The organism is Micromonospora sp. LOL_014 (assembly GCF_048060245.1).
GTDB lineage: Bacteria > Actinomycetota > Actinomycetes > Mycobacteriales > Micromonosporaceae > Micromonospora_E.
The window spans coordinates 178929-195186 of the sequence record NZ_JBHMIP010000005.1 but is presented as its reverse complement, the minus strand read 5'-3'; the positions used below and the strand labels follow the sequence as shown (position 1 = coordinate 195186).

At 71.2% G+C, this 16258-nt stretch carries 19 protein-coding genes; 14 read left to right on the top strand and 5 right to left on the bottom strand.

Going from position 1 to position 16258, the window contains the following annotated elements; translation table 11 throughout:
• Positions 1-9 precede the first annotated feature (9 nt).
• The 13 genes from proS to ACFHW1_RS06785 all read left to right on the top strand — a co-directional run bounded on the left by proS (position 10) and on the right by ACFHW1_RS06785 (position 9218).
• A complete protein-coding gene (gene proS, locus ACFHW1_RS06845) occupies positions 10-1416 on the top strand; it encodes a proline--tRNA ligase (protein WP_416553092.1) in 1407 nt (468 codons plus the stop codon).
• 65 nt (positions 1417-1481) lie between these two features.
• A complete protein-coding gene (locus ACFHW1_RS06840) occupies positions 1482-2132 on the top strand; it encodes a DUF402 domain-containing protein (protein ID WP_416553090.1) in 651 nt (216 codons plus the stop codon).
• A 230-nt stretch (positions 2133-2362) separates the two neighbouring features.
• Positions 2363-2860 carry a 30S ribosomal protein S16 gene (gene rpsP, locus ACFHW1_RS06835; RefSeq protein WP_416553088.1) on the top strand — a complete coding sequence of 166 codons (498 nt, stop codon included), beginning with the start codon at positions 2363-2365 and terminating at the stop codon, positions 2858-2860.
• A complete protein-coding gene (locus ACFHW1_RS06830; protein WP_199757474.1) occupies positions 2835-3095 on the top strand; it encodes an RNA-binding protein in 261 nt (86 codons plus the stop codon). The genes rpsP and ACFHW1_RS06830 overlap by 26 nt, the downstream gene beginning before the upstream one ends.
• 2 nt (positions 3096-3097) lie before the next feature.
• Complete coding sequence (gene rimM / locus ACFHW1_RS06825) at positions 3098-3664, top strand: ribosome maturation factor RimM (RefSeq protein WP_416553162.1); 567 nt, start codon at positions 3098-3100, stop codon at positions 3662-3664.
• A gap of 29 nt (positions 3665-3693) precedes the next feature.
• The gene (gene trmD, locus ACFHW1_RS06820; protein WP_278174412.1) at positions 3694-4467 is read left to right on the top strand and encodes a tRNA (guanosine(37)-N1)-methyltransferase TrmD; all 774 of its coding nucleotides are present in this window, start codon (positions 3694-3696) and stop codon (positions 4465-4467) included.
• 156 nt (positions 4468-4623) lie between these two features.
• Complete coding sequence (gene rplS / locus ACFHW1_RS06815; RefSeq protein WP_416553086.1) at positions 4624-4980, top strand: 50S ribosomal protein L19; 357 nt, start codon at positions 4624-4626, stop codon at positions 4978-4980.
• 320 nt (positions 4981-5300) lie between these two features.
• Positions 5301-6149: a signal peptidase I gene (lepB, locus tag ACFHW1_RS06810; protein ID WP_416553160.1), complete on the top strand. Its 849-nt coding sequence runs from the start codon at positions 5301-5303 to the stop codon at positions 6147-6149.
• Positions 6146-6784: a signal peptidase I gene (gene lepB, locus ACFHW1_RS06805; protein ID WP_416553084.1), complete on the top strand. Its 639-nt coding sequence runs from the start codon at positions 6146-6148 to the stop codon at positions 6782-6784. Before lepB (ACFHW1_RS06810) ends, lepB (ACFHW1_RS06805) begins: the two co-directional genes overlap by 4 nt.
• A 90-nt stretch (positions 6785-6874) precedes the next feature.
• Positions 6875-7375 (top strand): NUDIX hydrolase, encoded by a 501-nt coding sequence (locus ACFHW1_RS06800; RefSeq protein WP_416568482.1) that lies wholly within the window; start codon positions 6875-6877, stop codon positions 7373-7375.
• Positions 7369-8217, top strand: coding sequence for a ribonuclease HII (locus ACFHW1_RS06795; protein WP_416615080.1), 849 nt, complete (start codon positions 7369-7371; stop codon positions 8215-8217). Before ACFHW1_RS06800 ends, ACFHW1_RS06795 begins: the two co-directional genes overlap by 7 nt.
• Positions 8214-8537, top strand: coding sequence for a DUF2469 domain-containing protein (locus ACFHW1_RS06790; RefSeq protein WP_123604412.1), 324 nt, complete (start codon positions 8214-8216; stop codon positions 8535-8537). Before ACFHW1_RS06795 ends, ACFHW1_RS06790 begins: the two co-directional genes overlap by 4 nt.
• Before the next feature lie 123 nt (positions 8538-8660).
• On the top strand, positions 8661-9218 hold the full coding sequence (locus tag ACFHW1_RS06785) for a M23 family metallopeptidase (protein WP_416553078.1): 558 nt from the start codon (positions 8661-8663) through the stop codon (positions 9216-9218).
• Here ACFHW1_RS06785 and ACFHW1_RS06780 read toward each other — a convergent pair.
• The 5 genes from ACFHW1_RS06780 to ACFHW1_RS06760 all read right to left on the bottom strand — a co-directional run bounded on the left by ACFHW1_RS06780 (position 9201) and on the right by ACFHW1_RS06760 (position 15190).
• Positions 9201-10403, bottom strand: coding sequence for an aminotransferase class V-fold PLP-dependent enzyme (locus tag ACFHW1_RS06780; RefSeq protein WP_416615078.1), 1203 nt, complete (start codon positions 10401-10403; stop codon positions 9201-9203). The genes ACFHW1_RS06785 and ACFHW1_RS06780 overlap by 18 nt on opposite strands.
• A gap of 415 nt (positions 10404-10818) precedes the next feature.
• Positions 10819-11820 (bottom strand): tyrosine recombinase XerC, encoded by a 1002-nt coding sequence (locus ACFHW1_RS06775; protein WP_416553074.1) that lies wholly within the window; start codon positions 11818-11820, stop codon positions 10819-10821.
• Entirely contained in the window at positions 11817-13073 is a 1257-nt protein-coding gene (dprA, locus tag ACFHW1_RS06770; protein ID WP_416615076.1) for a DNA-processing protein DprA, read from the bottom strand. The genes ACFHW1_RS06775 and dprA overlap by 4 nt, the downstream gene beginning before the upstream one ends.
• Entirely contained in the window at positions 13073-14590 is a 1518-nt protein-coding gene (locus ACFHW1_RS06765; protein ID WP_416615075.1) for a YifB family Mg chelatase-like AAA ATPase, read from the bottom strand. The genes dprA and ACFHW1_RS06765 overlap by 1 nt, the downstream gene beginning before the upstream one ends.
• Before the next feature lie 237 nt (positions 14591-14827).
• Positions 14828-15190 (bottom strand): YraN family protein, encoded by a 363-nt coding sequence (locus ACFHW1_RS06760; protein WP_416553068.1) that lies wholly within the window; start codon positions 15188-15190, stop codon positions 14828-14830.
• Between the two features lie 205 nt (positions 15191-15395).
• Here ACFHW1_RS06760 and ACFHW1_RS06755 point away from each other — a divergent pair, with 205 nt between their 5' ends.
• Positions 15396-16235, top strand: a complete 840-nt coding sequence (locus tag ACFHW1_RS06755) for a hypothetical protein (protein WP_416615073.1) — start codon at positions 15396-15398, stop codon at positions 16233-16235.
• Positions 16236-16258: the final 23 nt, after the last annotated feature.

The window sequence follows — 16258 nt, the reverse complement described above, 5'->3', positions numbered from 1 at the left end:
TGTCCGGTCATGGCCCGCGTGCTCACACCTCGTGCGGAGGACTTCCCCCGCTGGTACCAGGATCTGATCGCCAAGGCGCAGCTCGCCGACAACGGACCGGTGCGCGGCACCATGGTGATCCGGCCGGCCGGGTACGCCATCTGGGAGCGAATGCAGTCCGAGATGGACAACCGGATCAAGGCGGCTGGCGCGGAGAACGCGTACTTTCCGCTGTTCATCCCGGAGAGCTACCTGCGCCGCGAGGCCGAGCACGTCGAGGGCTTCTCACCGGAGCTCGCGGTGGTCACCCACGGCGGCGGCAAGCAACTCGCCGAGCCGGTGGTGGTCCGGCCGACCAGCGAGACGGTGATCGGCGAGTTCATGGCCAAGTGGGTCGACTCCTACCGGGACCTGCCGCTGCTGCTCAACCAGTGGGCCAACGTGGTGCGCTGGGAGCTGCGCCCCCGGGTGTTCCTGCGGACCAGCGAGTTCCTCTGGCAGGAGGGGCACACCGCGCACGCCGACGAAGCCGACGCACGGGCGTACGCCCGACGGATCCTGCACGAGGTCTACCAGGACTTCATGGTCAACGTGCTCGGCATCCCGGTGCTGGTCGGGCGTAAGACCGCCCGGGAGCGCTTCGCCGGAGCCACCAGCACGTACACCCTCGAAGGGATGATGGCCGACGGCAAGGCGCTGCAGCTGGGCACCTCGCACGAGCTCGGGCAGAACTTCGCCCGCGCGTTCGACATCACCTACACCTCCGCCGAGCGGGCCGTCGAACACGCCTGGACCACCTCCTGGGGGGTCTCCACCCGGATGCTGGGCGGGCTGATCATGGTGCACGGCGACGACAACGGGCTGCGGGTGCCGCCACGGCTGGCCCCGGTCCAGGCGTACGTCATGGTGGTCAAGGCCGGCGACGGGGTCGCCGAGGCGGCGGCCAAGCTGCGCGGCGCGTTGCGTGACGCCGGCGTTCGGGTCGGCCTGGACGACCGGGTGGACACGCCGTTCGGCCGCCGGGCTGTCGACGCCGAGCTCAAGGGATACCCGGTACGCGTCGAGGTCGGCCCGCGCGACCTGGCCGCCGGCAACGCGGTGCTGGTCCGGCGTATCGACGGGTCGAAGACCCCGGTGCCGGTCGCCGACGTGGTCGGCGCGGTCCGCGACGCCCTCGACGCCGACCAGCAGCGGCTCTACGACCAGGCGCTGGCGCTGCGTCAGACGCGCACCGTCGAGGTCGGCACCCTCGCCGACGCCGTCGCCGCCGCGGCGACCGGATGGGCCAGGGTGCCGTGGTCGGTGGTCGGCCCGGAGGGTGAGGCCGAGGTCAACGCGCAGGGCGTCACCGTACGCTGCCTGCTGCGTCCGGACGGCTCGGTGCCCGACTCCGACGACGAGCCCGACCTGGTCGCGGTGCTGGCCCGCTCGTACTGACGCTCTGCCCTGCCGTTCGTGGGCGGTGTCGCTGTCGTTGGGCATGGTGAGCGAGGGAGATGAGCATGCGGTTTCAGCCCGGTCAGTTGATCATGCATCGGAATGTGCGGCGCGGGCGTCTCGGCTGGGTCCGTCCGGCCCGGGTCGTCGTCGACGACGAGCGGGGCCTGCTGGTCTGGGTCGACCGGGGCTCGCCGGTGGTCAACGAGGTGGCCGACGACGGCCGTGGCATGCGGGCGATGCCGTTCACCGAGTGGATCACCCGGTCGTACCGGATCAAGCACGGCCGCTGGCTCGGCCCCCCGGTGCTGAAGTTCCTACCCGCCGGAGCCGCCCACTCGGTGTGGTGGTTCCGCGACGACGCCGGGAACTTCCTCAACTGGTACGTCAACCTCGAAGAGCCCGGCGTGCGCTGGGCCGACGGCGACCTCGCCGGGGTGGACGTGGTCGACCAGGACCTGGACGTGGTGGTCCGCCCGGACCGCAGTTGGGTCTGGAAGGACGAGGAGGAGTTCGCCGAGCGGCTCGCCTTCCCGGAGCACTACTGGGTGCGTGACGAGGCGGCGGTACGGGCTGAGGGACGGCGAGTGATCAAAATTGCCGAGGCGGGTGATTTTCCGTTCGACGGCACCTGGTGCGACTTCCGGCCGGACCCGGCCTGGACGCCGCCGGCCGAGCTGCCGCCCGGCTGGGACCGCCCGCCGGCAGCAGGCTGACCGCCGGGCACCGGACTGGCCGGCGACCCACCGGGGCCACCGGGTGTGGCGGTACGCCGCGGGTCTGGCACAATAGCGTGTTGGTATCCGGTACGTGTTCGGCGCCCTCTACCCGGGCACGTCGCCAGTCCACCCGAGCTGCCTCTGGCCCAACCCCACTGTGCCGGTCGGCGTTCACCCGCGCACCGCCCTCGGGGGCCGGTGAAGATCGCAACAGGAGCGAACAAACCGTGGCCGTAAAGATCCGGCTTCTGCGGATGGGCAAGATCCGCAACCCGCAGTACCGCATCGTCGTCGCCGACTCGCGTACCAAGCGCGACGGGCGGGCGATCGAGTTCGTCGGGATCTACCACCCGAAGGAAGATCCGTCGGTCATCGAGGTGACCTCGGACCGTGTCCAGTACTGGCTCTCGGTCGGCGCCCAACCGAGCGAGGCCGTCCAGCGCCTGCTGGAGAAGACCGGCGACTGGCAGAAGTTCAAGGGCCTGCCCGCCCCGCCACCGCTGCTGGTGGCGCCCGAGCGGGCCGACCGCAAGGCGGCGTACGAGGCGGAGGCCAAGGCCGCTGCGGGCGTCGCGGACACGCCGACCAAGCCGGCGAAGAAGGCCGAGAAGAAGGCCGAAGCGAAATCCGGGACGAAGGCCGAAGCGAAGTCCGAGCCGGCGGCTGCCGAAGCGCCGGCCAAGACCGAGGAGCCCACCGGTGCCGGCTCCGGCGAGCAGGCCTGACATGGTCCTCCGGCCCGCGCTGGAGCACCTGGTCAAGGGGATCGTCACCCACCCCGACGACGTACGGGTCCGGCTGGTCGACTCGCGCCGGGGCAAGCGCCTGGAGGTACGGGTGCACCCGGAGGACCTCGGCACCGTGATCGGCCGCGGCGGGCGCACCGCCAAGGCGCTGCGTCAGGTGATCGGTTCGATCGGCGGGCGTGGTGTGCGGGTCGACATCGTCGACTCGTACTGATGCTGTTGATCGTCGGTCGGATCGGCCGACCACACGGAATCCGTGGCGAGGTCACGGTCGAGGTCCGGACCGACGAACCGGAGATCCGGTTCGCCGCCGGATCGGTGTTGATCACCGATCCGGCGGCGGTGCCGGCCGCCCGCGAACCGCAGCAGCCGCCACCGCCCGGCGCGACCCTGGTCCGTGTCCCTGACCGGTTGACCATCGAGGCGGTCCGCTGGCATCAGGGCCGACCGTTGGTGCAGTTCGCCGGGGTTGTCGACCGCGACCTTGCCGAGGCGTTGCGGGGCGTACTGCTCTGCGTGGACAGCAGCGAGATCGCCACCCCGGAGGATCCGGACGAGTACCACGATCACCAATTGGTCGGCCTGTCGGCGGTCACGCCGTCCGGTGAGGCTCTCGGCGAGGTGGCCCGGATCGACCATGCGCCCGCATCCGATCTGCTGGTGCTCCGCCGGCCGGGCGGCGGGTCCGCCCTGGTGCCGTTCGTCCGGGCGATCGTGCCGGAAGTGGATCTCGCCGGTGGACGGGTGGTCGTCGACGCCCCACCCGGCCTGCTCGACCTGTGAGCGCCCCGATGCCGTCCGGCGCGGCGGCGCTGCAGGTAGACGTCGTCACCATATTTCCGGACTATCTGGCGCCGCTGGACCTGTCGCTGATCGGCCGGGCGCGCCGGGCCGGCCTGCTCAGTGTCGAGGTGCACGACCTGCGCCGCTGGACGCACGACGTGCATCGGACGGTGGACGACACTCCGTACGGCGGTGGTGCCGGAATGGTGATGCGCCCGGAGCCGTGGGGTGCGGCGTTGGACGAGTTGGCCGCTGCCGGACGGCCGCCCGCGCGGCTGGTGGTGCCGACCCCGGTGGGGGAGCGGTTCGACCAGGCGATGGCGCAGCGGTTGGCCGCCGAGCCCCGACTGATCTTCGCCTGTGGCCGCTACGAGGGGATCGACCAGCGGGTGATCGACGAGGCGGCGGCAGCGCTGCCGGTGACCGAGGTGTCCCTCGGTGATTTCGTCATCTTCGGCGGCGAGGTCGCCGTGCTGGCCATCCTGGAGGCGGTGACCAGGTTGATTCCCGGAGTGCTCGGCAACGCCGGATCGCTCGTCGAGGAGTCCCACTCGGACGGGTTGCTGGAGGGGCCGGTCTACACCAAGCCGCCGCAGTGGCGAGGACGCGAGGTGCCGGAGATACTACGATCGGGCGATCACGGCCGGATCGCCCGGTGGCGGCGAGATCAGGCGCTGCTCCGTACGGCGTCGCGTCGGCCGGATCTGATCGCCGGACTGCCTGCCGGAAAACTCGACAAAAAAGACATTGCGCTGCTGGTGGCGGCCGGATTTCAACTGCCGGCCGGTGATGTGGCAGAGTAGTGGGGTTGCCGCAGACGGGCATGCGTGTCCGGCTGCGAGGATCCCGCCAGCGGGAAGGCATCGAACGTTGAGGCATCGAGCGTTCCGGCCCGGGATCAGAATCATCCATCCGCGCACCGCGAGACGGTGCGCCTTGAGTAGCCCAAGGATGCAGCGATGAACACGCTGGACGCTCTTGACGCCCAGTCGCAGCGGACCGACCTTCCGGACTTCCGCGCCGGTGACACGCTCAAGGTGCACGCCCGGGTCGTCGAAGGTAACCGTTCCCGGGTGCAGGTCTTCCAGGGCGTGGTGATCCGCAGGCAGGGTGCCGGCCTGCGGGAGACCTTCACTGTCCGCAAGATCAGCTTCGGTGTCGGAGTCGAGCGGACCTACCCGGTCAACAGCCCGGCCATCGACCGGATCGAGATGGTGACCCGTGGTGACGTCCGTCGCGCCAAGCTGTACTACCTGCGGGAACTCCGTGGCAAGGCCGCCAAGATCAAAGAAAAGCGGGAAAAGCAGGTCAGCTGAGCCCGCTGATCCCGGTTCCCGATCTCAGGACTGCCGCTGGGAGCTTTCGCCAACTACCCTTGCGGTAGTGACCGATGGGGAGCGCTACGTCCGCGGCGATCGTCGCGGCGGCGGGAGTCAACTGTGCTACCGCTCGTGGCGCCTGACGAGAGGCGCCGTGGGCGGTAGCGCCGTGTCTCGGGACCGGGGAGATGCGTAGCGTGTATCAACAAGGAGACCAGGATCAGTGGCAGCGGCGGGCCGCGTCGGGCGCGCGCTCGCAGCGCAACCGTCGGGACGGCCGGTCGGTGGCACGCCCGCGTCGGTCGGGCCGGTCCGGCATGCAGATGGTGCAGCGCAGGCGTCGGCAGATGCCACTGTGGCAGGAGTTGCCGCTGTTGCTGGTGGTGGCCTTCTGCCTGGCGGTATTGATCCGCTCCTTCCTGCTGCAGGCGTTCTTCATCCCGTCCGGCTCCATGGAGGACACGCTGCTGGTCGGTGACCGGGTGTTGGTCAACAAAGTTGTTTACGACGTCCGGGATCCGGTGCGCGGCGAGGTCATCGTCTTCCGGGGCACCAACGACTGGGCACCGGAGCCCACCGACGACCCGGACCTCGGTTTCGTCGCTAAACTCGGCCGCACCGTTGGCGATCTGGTCGGGGTTGGTCGACCGGGTGAGAAAGACTTCATCAAGCGGGTCATCGGCGTGCCGGGTGACCGGATTCGTTGCTGCGACGACCAGGGCCGGTTGACCGTCAACGACCAGCCGCTGGACGAGGCCGGCTACGTCCTGGAGGACTCGCCGCTGGACGTCCCACCGAGCCCAGGTGAGTGCCGATCCCGGCAGTTCGCTGAGGTCGTGGTTGAGCCTGGACAGCTGTTCGTGATGGGCGACCATCGACTGGTCTCACAGGACTCCCGCTGCCAGGGCCCGGTGCCGATCGACAACGTCATCGGTCGGGCCTTTGTGATCGTCTGGCCCCAGGACCGCTGGGACGGACTGTCCGTGCCGGACACCTTCGACAGCCTGCCGCCGACGGCTCCGACCCCGGCGGCGGTCGACCAGCCGGCGGACGTTCCGGAGACCTCCGGTGACCTGGTGATCGTGCTACCGGTGATGATTCCGCTACTTTTTGCTTCGCGCTCCGTGCCGCTGTTGCCAGCCAGACGTCGTAGGCTCCGGTTGTGATCGACGAGCAGACCGAGAAAAAGCCCAGTTCCTTCTGGCGCGAACTACCGATCCTGTTGGGTGTGGCGGTCCTCGTCGCGGTCCTGGTCCGGGCGTTCGTCCTGCAGACCTTCTACATTCCGTCGCCGTCGATGGAGCACACCCTCGACATCAACGACCGGGTGCTGGTCAACAAGGTCGTCTACCACTTCCGATCGCCCGAGCGCGGCGAGATCGTCGTGTTCCGGGCGCCACCGGAGTGGAGCAGCAACCCGGACGGCGAGGACTTCATCAAGCGGATCATCGGGGTCGGTGGAGACCGGGTCGAGTGCTGTGACGCCGAGGAGCGGTTGATCATCAACGGCCAGCCGCTGGACGAGCCGTACATCTACTCCGAGGGCGGGATCAGCGATCCCGCCGCGGTCGGTCCGTTCGACATCACCGTGCCGGAAGGACGGCTCTGGGTGATGGGCGACCATCGGTCGGCCTCGGGCGACTCGCTGGAGCACTGGGACCGCAGCGGCGACATCGACTACGCGACCATCTCCGAGGGCGCCGTGGTCGGCCGAGCGTTCACCGTCTTCTGGCCACTGGACCGGGCCACCTGGCTCACCGTGCCGGAGCCGTTCGAAACCGTTCCGAGTTCGGGACCGTGACCGGTCGGTCCACGCCAACCCGGACGGTGCGCTCGGCAGCGGCTGCGGCCACCTGTCGTGCCGGCCGGCTTGTTCTCCTACTCTGGTCGGATGACCGACGCGGAGCTGACGGTGGACCGCGCGCCGGAGCAGGCGCGCAACCGGTACGCGGCCCGGGTCCTGCTCGTCGACTCTGCGGGTCGTGTGTTGCTGCTACGCGGGTGCGATCCGGCCCGTCCCGGACACCGGTACTGGTTCACCCCCGGCGGTGGACTGGAGTCCGGCGAGAACCCGGTCGACGGCGCGGTCCGCGAGTTGGCCGAGGAGACCGGCCTGCGCGTGAAACCTACCGAGTTGGGCGCGCCGGTCTGGCGGGAAACCGTCGAGTTCCCGTTCGACGGCTGGTGGTACCGCCAGGAACAACACTTCTTCCTGCTGCGGGTGCCCAACTGGCAGGTCGACACAAGCGGGTTCGACGACATCGAACGCCGTACGATCGACGCCCATCGGTGGTGGTCGGTCGGTGAGCTCGCGACCACCCGGGAACGGGTCTATCCGCCGGAGCTGCCGACCCTGCTGCGCCGGCTGACGGGAGAGGCCGAACTGTGCTGACTCCACCGCGTACCGTGGTGCGTCGCGACGCCGGGCTCTATGCGTTGGAGCAGGCTCTGCGGCGGCGCGGGTTCGCCCATGTGGCCGGCGCTGACGAGGCCGGCCGGGGTGCGTGCGCCGGGCCGCTGGTGGCGGCCGCAGTGGTGCTCGCGCCGGGCCGCCGGGGCGAGATCGACGGACTGGCCGATTCGAAGTTGCTCACCCCGGCGGCGCGGGAGCGGGTCTACGCCTCGGTTCGTGACCGGGCACTCGCCCACCGGATCGTGGTCGTATCAGCCGACGAGATCGACCGTCGGGGCCTGCACGTGTGCAATCTCGCCGCGATGCGCCGGGCACTGGCCGGGCTCAGCCCCGCACCTGAGTACGTGTTGATCGACGGGTTCGGCGTTGACGGGCTCGGTGTGCCCGGGCTCGCGGTGTGGAAGGGCGACCGGGTGGCAGCTTGCGTGGCGGCGGCCAGTGTGCTCGCGAAGGTCACTCGGGACCGGTTGATGGTCGAGCTCGACGGGCGGTTCCCGGGTTACGGCTTCGCCGAGCACAAGGGCTACGCCACCGCCGAGCATCAGGCCGCGTTGAGTCGGCAGGGGCCGTGTGTCGAGCACCGGTTCTCGTACGTCAACGTGGCGGCCGCCTCGGGCCGGTCCGCGAGTCCACCCCGCTCCCGCCGACCGGCCGCTGAAGCTGGCCGGGCCGATGGAACCGGCTCGGCCGAGATCGGCATCCGTGAGCCGATGGGGCGTCCGGACCCCATCCGGGGTACCGTCGGCGTGGCGTTGGACGAGCAGCTTCGCCAACCGGCGCTACTGGGGAAAGATGTGGTCATGGAAGGCGGATGGCGATGAGCGCCGAGGATCTCGAGAAGTACGAGACAGAGATGGAGCTGCAGCTCTACCGGGAGTACCGCGACATCGTCCGCCAGTTTTCGTACGTCGTCGAGACCGAGCGTCGCTTCTACCTGGCGAACCAGGTCGACCTGCACGTGCGCAATTCTGACGGCGAGGTGTACTTCGAGGTCGAGATGCACGATGCCTGGGTGTGGGACATGTATCGTCCTGCCCGTTTCGTGAAGAACGTCAGAGTAATGACGTTCAAGGATGTAAATGTGGAAGAGTTGGACAAGCCGGAAATCTCACTACCGGCAGATTCCGGATTCAGCGGCTGACATCAATGGCCGGTCCATAGCAGATCGACTGCGGCGAGTTCCGTTTTCCACAGCTGAGCCAGCATCCACAGCCTGTCGTCCGCCCATCGAGGCCGTACCCCGGTCGGGTGCCAGCCTGTCGGCATGAGATTCCTGCTCCTGCCGATACTGGTCGCGGCGATCCTGTTCAGCACTGCGCCCGCAGTCCCCGCCACGGTGTCGGTCGCCGCTGCCAAACCACAACCGACCGGGTCCGCGCGCCCAGCCGCAGACCCGCGTTTCCACCTGCCACTGGCCGGCGCCGTCATGCTGAGCCGCCGATTCGACCCGCCCCCGGTGCCCTGGGGGCGCGGACACCGGGGCGTCGATCTCACCGCTGACGTCGGTGCCACCGTGTACACCGCCGGAGCCGGTACGGTCAGCCACTCCGGTCGGATCGTCGACCGGGGCGTGGTCAGCATCAGCCACCCGGGTGGATTCAGGACCACATACGAACCCGTGGACGGCTGGCTCGCTGTCGGCACTGCGGTCAGCGCCGGCCGTCCGATCGGCGCCGTCACCGAAGGCCATCCAGGCTGTCCTGCCGACGCGTGCCTGCACTGGGGCCTGCGGCTGACGGACGGCAGCTACCTCGATCCGTTGCTGTTGCTCGGCAACGGACGTGTCCGCCTGCTGCCGCTCGGGTCAGCCGGCCCGGTGTAGCAGCGCGGGCAGCAGCTCCGCGAGCCGGTCGTAGTCTGCTGCCCGGTTGTAGACCTGAGCGCAGATTCGCAACCACGCCCGATCGGACCACCAGGCGACCGACACCTCAGTGGCCAGGTCGTCGGCGATCCGACGACGCAGCGCGGCCGCTGCGACAGCGCTGTCGGCCACGCCGGTCGGTAGCGGGACCAGGCGCATGGCCAGCTGGGCCGAATCCGGTCGGTGCGGATCGGGTACCGGCAGCCGCTGCGGCGGGACCCCTAGCGCGTCGGCGATGGTCCGCTGGCCGTAACCGACCAGTGCGGCGTTGTGCGCTCGGACCCGGTCCAGGCCGAGGCTGCGCAACGCGTACAGGCCAGCCGGCGCAGCCAGCCACGCGGTGTAGTCGCGGGTGCCCTGCCACTCCACCCGCGACGGGAACCCGGATTCCTGCTCCCAGGAGACTCCCAGCGGCTCAAGCCGTTCCCGCCATCGGGGCGCGACCGTCAGCAGCGCCGTGCCGCGCGGCGCGAACGCCCACTTGTGCAGGTTGCCCACCCAGAAGTCGGCGCCGATCCGGTCGACCTCGACCGCCAGCATCCCCGGTACGTGGGCGGCGTCGACCAGGACCGGTACGCCGGCGTCACGGGCCACCGGGACCAGCTCGGCGACCGGAAACACCTGCGCGGTCGACGAGGTGACCTGGTCGACCACGAGTAGTCGGGTCCGGCCCGGCCGGAGCGCGGCGCGCAGCCGCTCGACGACCTCCTCGGCCGGTGCCCCCAGCGGCACCGCTACGACTCGTACCGTCGCGCCAGTACGCCGGCACTCCCGCTCGACCGAGAGCGCGACCGCGCCATACCCGTGGTCGGTCAACAGCACCTCGTCACCGCTACCCAGACGCAGCGTCTGCAGCACGGTAGCGGCGGCGACGGTGATGTTGTCGACCAGTGCGGCGCATTCCGGGTCGGCGCCGAGGAAAGCGGCCAGATGGCGGCGGGTGTGGCCGATCCGATCCAGCAGACCCTGGGTGAAGAACCGCGGCGGGTCGGCCTCCATCTCGTCGCGTAGCCGCTGCTGCACCCGCTGTACCGAGACCGGGACCGCGCCGAACGCGCCGTGGTTGAGGTGGGTGACCGCTGGGTCGAGGGAGAACAGCATCCGTGCGCCGGGTAGCGGTTCGGGTGGGGCCAGGCCGCCGCTCATCAGATGCCTTCCGTGGATACTCCGGCCGTCCGGCCGGGGAGGAAACGGACTCCTGCGGAGCAGGACAGGGGAAGTCGATTCGTCGCCGAGGCGGATCGACGTCCAGTACCCGCGCGCCAGGGCACCCGGCGTGCGGACAGGTGTGCTAACGAGGCGTTGCCCTTCCGACGACAACCAAGCCGGTCGGCCTACCTCCGGGCTGGTGGGAAGTAACGTCTGTGGAGTCTGTGTAAGACCGATGGGCGGTACTCTGTCCCTTGCCGTTGATTCGGGTCGGCTGTGGTCGGCGAAGCAGGGAACTCGACCCGTGAGGGTCGAATCTCCCTGCTTCAGCAGGGGGGAGATGCCAACGGCACATTCTAGGCGAGCCGTCTCGGCCCGGTCCGGCGAGCGGCCCCTCCCCGGGCCGGCAGCCTCAGGCCCGCGGATGTGCCTGCCGGTACGCCGCCCGCAATCGCTCCACCGACACGTGGGTGTAGAGCTGGGTGCTGGCCAGCGAGGCGTGCCCGAGCAACTCCTGGACCGACCGCAGGTCGGCGCCACCCTCCAACAGGTGGGTGGCCGCCGAGTGGCGCAGTCCGTGCGGGGTGACGCGGGGTAAGCCCGCGTCGCGGGCAGCCGCGGCGACGATCCGGCGCACCACCGTGGCCTGGAGCCGGCCACCCTTCGCGCCGAGCAGTAGCGCCCCGCCGGAGCGGGGCGACTCGAGCGTCGGTCGCCCCCGGGCCAGCCAGTCGTGGATTGCCGCCCCGGCCGGCACCCCGTACGGCACGGTCCGCTCCCGGCCGCCCTTGCCCAGCACCCGGAGTACCCGTCGGCCCGGGTCGAGGTCGGCGAGGTCGAGCCCGCAGAGTTCGCTCACCCGGACCCCGGTCGCGTACAGCAGCTCCAGGACCAGCCGGTCGCGCAGCCGCAGCGGGCCGTCCGGACCGGTGCCGGTCGGTTCCCGGGTCTGTTTCCCGGCCGGCTGAGCCTCCGAGTCGGTGCCGTCGCCGTCCGGCATCAGCTGCGCGGCCTGCTCGACCCGCAGCACCGCCGGCAGCGTCCGGTGCGGTCGAGGGCTGGCCAGCGCCGCACCGGGATCGGCTCTGGTCAATCCGGTTCGGTGCGCCCAGCCGCTGAAGGCACGGGCGGCCGCCGCCCGCCGGGCCAGCGTGGCGCGGGCGGCGCCGAACGTCCGTTGCCGAGCCAGCCAGCTGCGCAACACCGTGATGTCGAGTCCGGCGGGTGAGTAGACCCCCATCCGGGCGGCGTGGTCGAGTAGCGACACGACGTCACCGACGTACGCCCGTACGGTGTGGGCCGAACGGTTGTCGACCAGAGCGAGGTGCCGCGCGAAGGCGTCCACGGCGTCGCGCAGGCCGGACGGCAACCCGGCGTGCCGCGCGGCGGTGCCCCGGCTGCCGTCGTCGCTCATCCCCCGACCGTCGGCCCGGCGGCCTGATCGGTCAAGTCGCCACGCCGACCGACCCCGGTGGCGGACCGGGGCGGCAACCGGTAACGCCCATCCGCGCCGGTGAGCAGGCCTCGGGCCTGCAGAGCGGAGACCTTACGCATGGCGGTGCGGATGTCGACGCCGGCTCGGCCGGCCAGCTCGTCCAGGTCGACCGAGCCACGGCCGGGAACCGCTTCCAGGACCCGCGCCGCCTGGGGGTCGAGCGAGTCACGGGGACGCTCGGGCCCGCGTGGTGGTGGTGCGAGGTCGATACCGATCCGGCCGATCTCCTCCTGCACGTGGGCGACCCCGGCGACGAGCCGGGCCTGCGGGTGGTCGCGCAGAATCTCGTGACAGCCGACCGACACGGCGGAGGTGATCGGCCCCGGCACCACCATGGTCGCCCGGCCCAGGGCCAACGCGCGCCGGACTGTCTGGGCGGCTCCGCTACGGGCACCGGCCTCGACCAGCACGGTCCCGGCCGTCGCGGCGGCTATCAACCGGTTGCGGGTGAGGAACCGGTGCCGCAGCGGCTCGGCGCCGGGCAGCCACTCACTGACCAGCAGCCCGGACTCGGCGATCTGGTCGAACATCGCGGTGTTGCCGGCGGGGTACGGCCGGTCGATCCCGCAGGCCAGCACCGCTACCGTGCAGCCGCCAGCGGCGAGCGCACCGCGATGGGCGCAGGCGTCGATGCCGTACGCACCTCCGGAGACGATCGTCCAACCCTGCTCGGCAAGGCCGTGGCCGAACTCCATGCTGACGTGACGTCCGTACTCGCTGGGTGCCCGGGAACCGACCACGGCGACCGAACGGGCCAGCGCCTCGGCGAGCGGCCGTGGCCCGCGTACCCACATGGCCAGCGGTGGCGCACCGTCGCGGGAACCCCGGTAACCGGCACCGCCCGACCCGCCGCCGGGGCGACGGGCCAGCCGGGTCAGGTCCTCGACCTGGCGCGGCCAGTCCGGATCCTCCGGCGTCACCAGCCGGGCGCTGACCCGCGCCGCCCGGTCGAGAGCGGCGGCGGCCACCTGCAGCGGATCGGCGGTCGCCAGCCGCGCGGAGCTCGCCGTCCGGGTCGGTTCGTCCGGACTCCACCCGCTGCGTAGCCGGGCCAGCGCCTCGACCGGACCGACCGCCGCCACGAGCCGGTGAACGGCTTCGTTTCCGGGCTCGGCGAGCCAGGTCAACGCGATCCGGGCCAGCCGGCTGCCGGCCGGTTCGGTGCCCGGCATCACAGCTCGCCCGTCCGCAGCTGGATGGCTTCGTCGATGTCGGTCGAGTCCGGCCGGGACCGTCCGTCCAGGTCCGCGATTGACCAGGCGAGTCGCAGAATGCGGTCGAAGCCGCGGGCGGAGATCGCCCCGACGTCCAGCCGCCGCCGCAGTGCGGCGGTCTCGCCGGCGGCCAGCCGCCACGGCGGGCGTCGTAACGCGGGCCCGGGGACCACCGAGTTGGTCCGCCAGCCCTGGCCGGCCCAGCGCTGCCGGGCGGCCTCACGGGCGGCGGCCACCCGGGCGGCCACCGTCGCGGTCGGTTCCGCCGGCGGCTGGTTCGTCATCAGGTCCACGGCCCGCAGCGCGGTGAGGCTCACCTGCAGGTCGATGCGATCCATCAGGGGACCGGACAGCCGGTTGCGGTAGCGGCGCCGTACCACGGGCGGGCACTCGCAGAACTGATCGCCCGCCGGCCGGGCGCACGGGCACGGATTGGCCGCGAGCACGAGCTGGCACCGGGCGGGGTACTCGGTGACCCCCAGGGCACGGGTGATCAGCACCCGCCCCTTCTCCAGCGGCTGCCGCAACGAATCCAGCACCCGGCTGTGGAACTCGGGTGCCTCGTCGAGGAACAGGACACCATGATGGGCCAGTGAGACCGCGCCGGGGCGGGCCAGCCCGGAACCGCCGCCGACCAGCGATGCGACGGTCGCCGAGTGGTGCGGGGCCTGGAACGGCGGTCGGCGTAGCAGGGCGCTGCCCGGTGGCAGCACTCCGGCGATCGAGTGCAGCGCGGAGACCTCCAGCGCCGCCGTGTCGTCCAACGGCGGCAGCAGACCGGGGAGCCGTTCCGCCAGCATGGTCTTGCCGGCACCGGGCGGCCCGATCAGCGCCAGGTGGTGGCAGCCGGCGGCGGCGATCTCCAGGGCCCGCTTGCCGAACGCCTGCCCGGCGACGTCGGCGAGGTCCGGACCGGCCTGGACGACGCCTGGCTTCGGTGGCGGGGGATCGAGCAGCTCGTCGGCGCCGCGGATGAACGCGATCAGCCGGTGCAGCGTGTCGACGGCCTTGACCCGCACCCCCGGCACCACCGCCGCCTCGGCCGCGTTGGCGGCCGGCACCACCACCTGGGTCACCCCGGCCCGGGCCGCTGCCACCACCATGGGCAGCAGGCCGCGCACCGGCCGTACCGTGCCGTCCAGGCCCAACTCGCCGAGCAGCGCCACACCGTCGACCGGGGCAAGCGGCAGCTCTCCGGTGCCGCCGAGCAACGCGGTGGCCACTGCGAGATCGAACCCCGAACCGATCTTGGGCAGCGTCGCCGGTAGCAGGTTGACGGTGATCCGCCGGCTCGGCCAGTGCTGCCCGGAGTTGACGATCGCGGCGCGTACCCGGTCCCGTGCCTCGTGCAGGGTGGTGTCCGGCAACCCCGAGATGATCACTGCGGGGAGCCCGGCGGCGAGGTCGGCCTCCACCTCCACGAGATGCCCGGTGACGCCGACCAGGCCGACGCAGAGCGCCTTCGCGTAGCTCATCGTCCGGTCTCCAGCGGTCGGTCGTCCTCCGTGGATGGTGGTGGTCGGTCGTCGGCGCGCGGCGGGCGATGGATGTCGTTTCTCATGGCACGACGGTGGCTGTCCACGACCGGGCCGCCGGGCCGGGCAGGGGCGCGCCTGTGGACGAAGGTCCCGCTGTGGACAACGCGGCAACCGGTTGACGCCGGCTGCTAGGCGGCGGCTGCCGGGCGACGCCGACGGGTCGGGCGATGCTGGTCAGAAGGCCGCCGTCAGGCGCCGGACCTGGGCCGCGCCGGACCGACCGACGGTCACGCAGATCAGATCGAATCGCACCGGCCGCCGGCCATGTCCCGGGTTGGCGGCCAGCCAGCCAGCGGCCAGCCGGCGGATCCGCCGGGCCTTGGCTGCGGTGACCGCTTCCTCCGGCGCGCCGTAGCGGTCACTGCGTCGGGTCTTCACTTCGCAGAACACGATGGTGTCGGCGTGCCGGGCGATGATGTCGATCTCGCCGGCCGCACAGCGCCAGTTGCGTTCGATGACGATGAGCCCGGCGTCAACGAGGTGCCGTACCGCACAGCGTTCGCCGTAGGCGCCGACGGCCTGCCTGATGTTGGTCATGTCCGGCAAAGTGCCCGGCGGTGCTGGCTCACGCCCGGTGCGGTACGCCGTGGTTGTGGACGGCGGGCTTGCTGTGGATGCCGCGAGGGCACCGGCCGCCGACCTGCTAGCGCCGGTCTACCAGCACCGGTACAAGATCGCCCGAGAGGTCAGTGGAGCGGACCCGAGTGGCGGCGGCGGTTGCGGTGACATACGGTCCCTGTCCGTGGACCCGAACCGAAACTATCCGGACGACCCCGATCCCCGGTGGTACTCCGAGCGCACCTACGTCGATCCGTCCTGGCAATCCACCGAGTCGAGCAGCGACCGCTTCGGTGACGATCCGTTCGGCGGCACCAGCCGGTACGCCAGTGGCGACAGCACCGGTGAACTGCGGGCAGCCCGGGCTGCCCGGGCGGATACGACGGAAGGTGGCCGGCGGCGCGCGGCGCCGGAACCGGCGTCGGCACCGCCGTTTGCTCCGCCGGCGTCGGCACTGCCCGGACCGGCGAGCGGTCCACCGTTCGCGACCCCGGAGCCCCGGCCGGAGCCGGGTCCAACGGTCGATGCCGGCCGCCGGTCCGAGTCCGCAAGGCGGCCCGACCCCGGTCGGCGGTCCGACCCGGCGCGGCCGGACGAGTCGGCTAGTTCGGTCGACATTCCCACCGGGCTCATGCCGCCGGTCACCCCCCGTCCGGCCGGTGATCCACCGTCGATGGGGGAGTACGGCGGCCGGCGGGCACCGGTGGGCAGCGTAGTCAGCGACGGGGTGTACCGCAGTCGACGTCCTGCGCTGGGGATCCTGTTCGCCGTCCTGGTGATGATCTTCGAGGTGCCGGCGTTGCGGCTGTTGCTGGACGGAGCGCTGGCCGATCCGGCCGAGGTCGGCGCGGTGGTCGCCGGTACGGCGCTGATGATCGGACTGCCCGCGTTCGGTATCGGTCTCTACGCGCTGGCCACCGGGGCGACCAAGGTGGGTTCCCCGGTCGAGGCGTGGCTGCGTCCACCGACCGCGCATCTGCTGGTCGGCCTGCTGCTGTTCGTGGTGGCCGGACTCGCGGGCTGAACCATGCGGGCTGGCCGGGTCGT

Bases quoted from the DNA above. Each gene is read 5' to 3' on its own strand.
- proS (WP_416553092.1), top strand. From the start codon at position 10: ATGGCCCGCGTGCTCACACCTCGTGCGGAGGACTTCCCCCGCTGGTAC.
- ACFHW1_RS06840 (WP_416553090.1), top strand. From the start codon at position 1,482: ATGCGGTTTCAGCCCGGTCAGTTGATCATGCATCGGAATGTGCGGCGC.
- rplS (WP_416553086.1), top strand. From the start codon at position 4,624: ATGAACACGCTGGACGCTCTTGACGCCCAGTCGCAGCGGACCGACCTT.
- lepB (WP_416553160.1), top strand. From the start codon at position 5,301: ATGCAGATGGTGCAGCGCAGGCGTCGGCAGATGCCACTGTGGCAGGAG.
- ACFHW1_RS06800 (WP_416568482.1), top strand. From the start codon at position 6,875: ATGACCGACGCGGAGCTGACGGTGGACCGCGCGCCGGAGCAGGCGCGC.
- ACFHW1_RS06790 (WP_123604412.1), top strand. From the start codon at position 8,214: ATGAGCGCCGAGGATCTCGAGAAGTACGAGACAGAGATGGAGCTGCAG.
- ACFHW1_RS06785 (WP_416553078.1), top strand. From the start codon at position 8,661: ATGAGATTCCTGCTCCTGCCGATACTGGTCGCGGCGATCCTGTTCAGC.
- ACFHW1_RS06780 (WP_416615078.1), bottom strand. From the start codon at position 10,403: ATGAGCGGCGGCCTGGCCCCACCCGAACCGCTACCCGGCGCACGGATG.
- ACFHW1_RS06775 (WP_416553074.1), bottom strand. From the start codon at position 11,820: ATGAGCGACGACGGCAGCCGGGGCACCGCCGCGCGGCACGCCGGGTTG.
- dprA (WP_416615076.1), bottom strand. From the start codon at position 13,073: ATGCCGGGCACCGAACCGGCCGGCAGCCGGCTGGCCCGGATCGCGTTG.
- ACFHW1_RS06765 (WP_416615075.1), bottom strand. From the start codon at position 14,590: ATGAGCTACGCGAAGGCGCTCTGCGTCGGCCTGGTCGGCGTCACCGGG.
- ACFHW1_RS06760 (WP_416553068.1), bottom strand. From the start codon at position 15,190: ATGACCAACATCAGGCAGGCCGTCGGCGCCTACGGCGAACGCTGTGCG.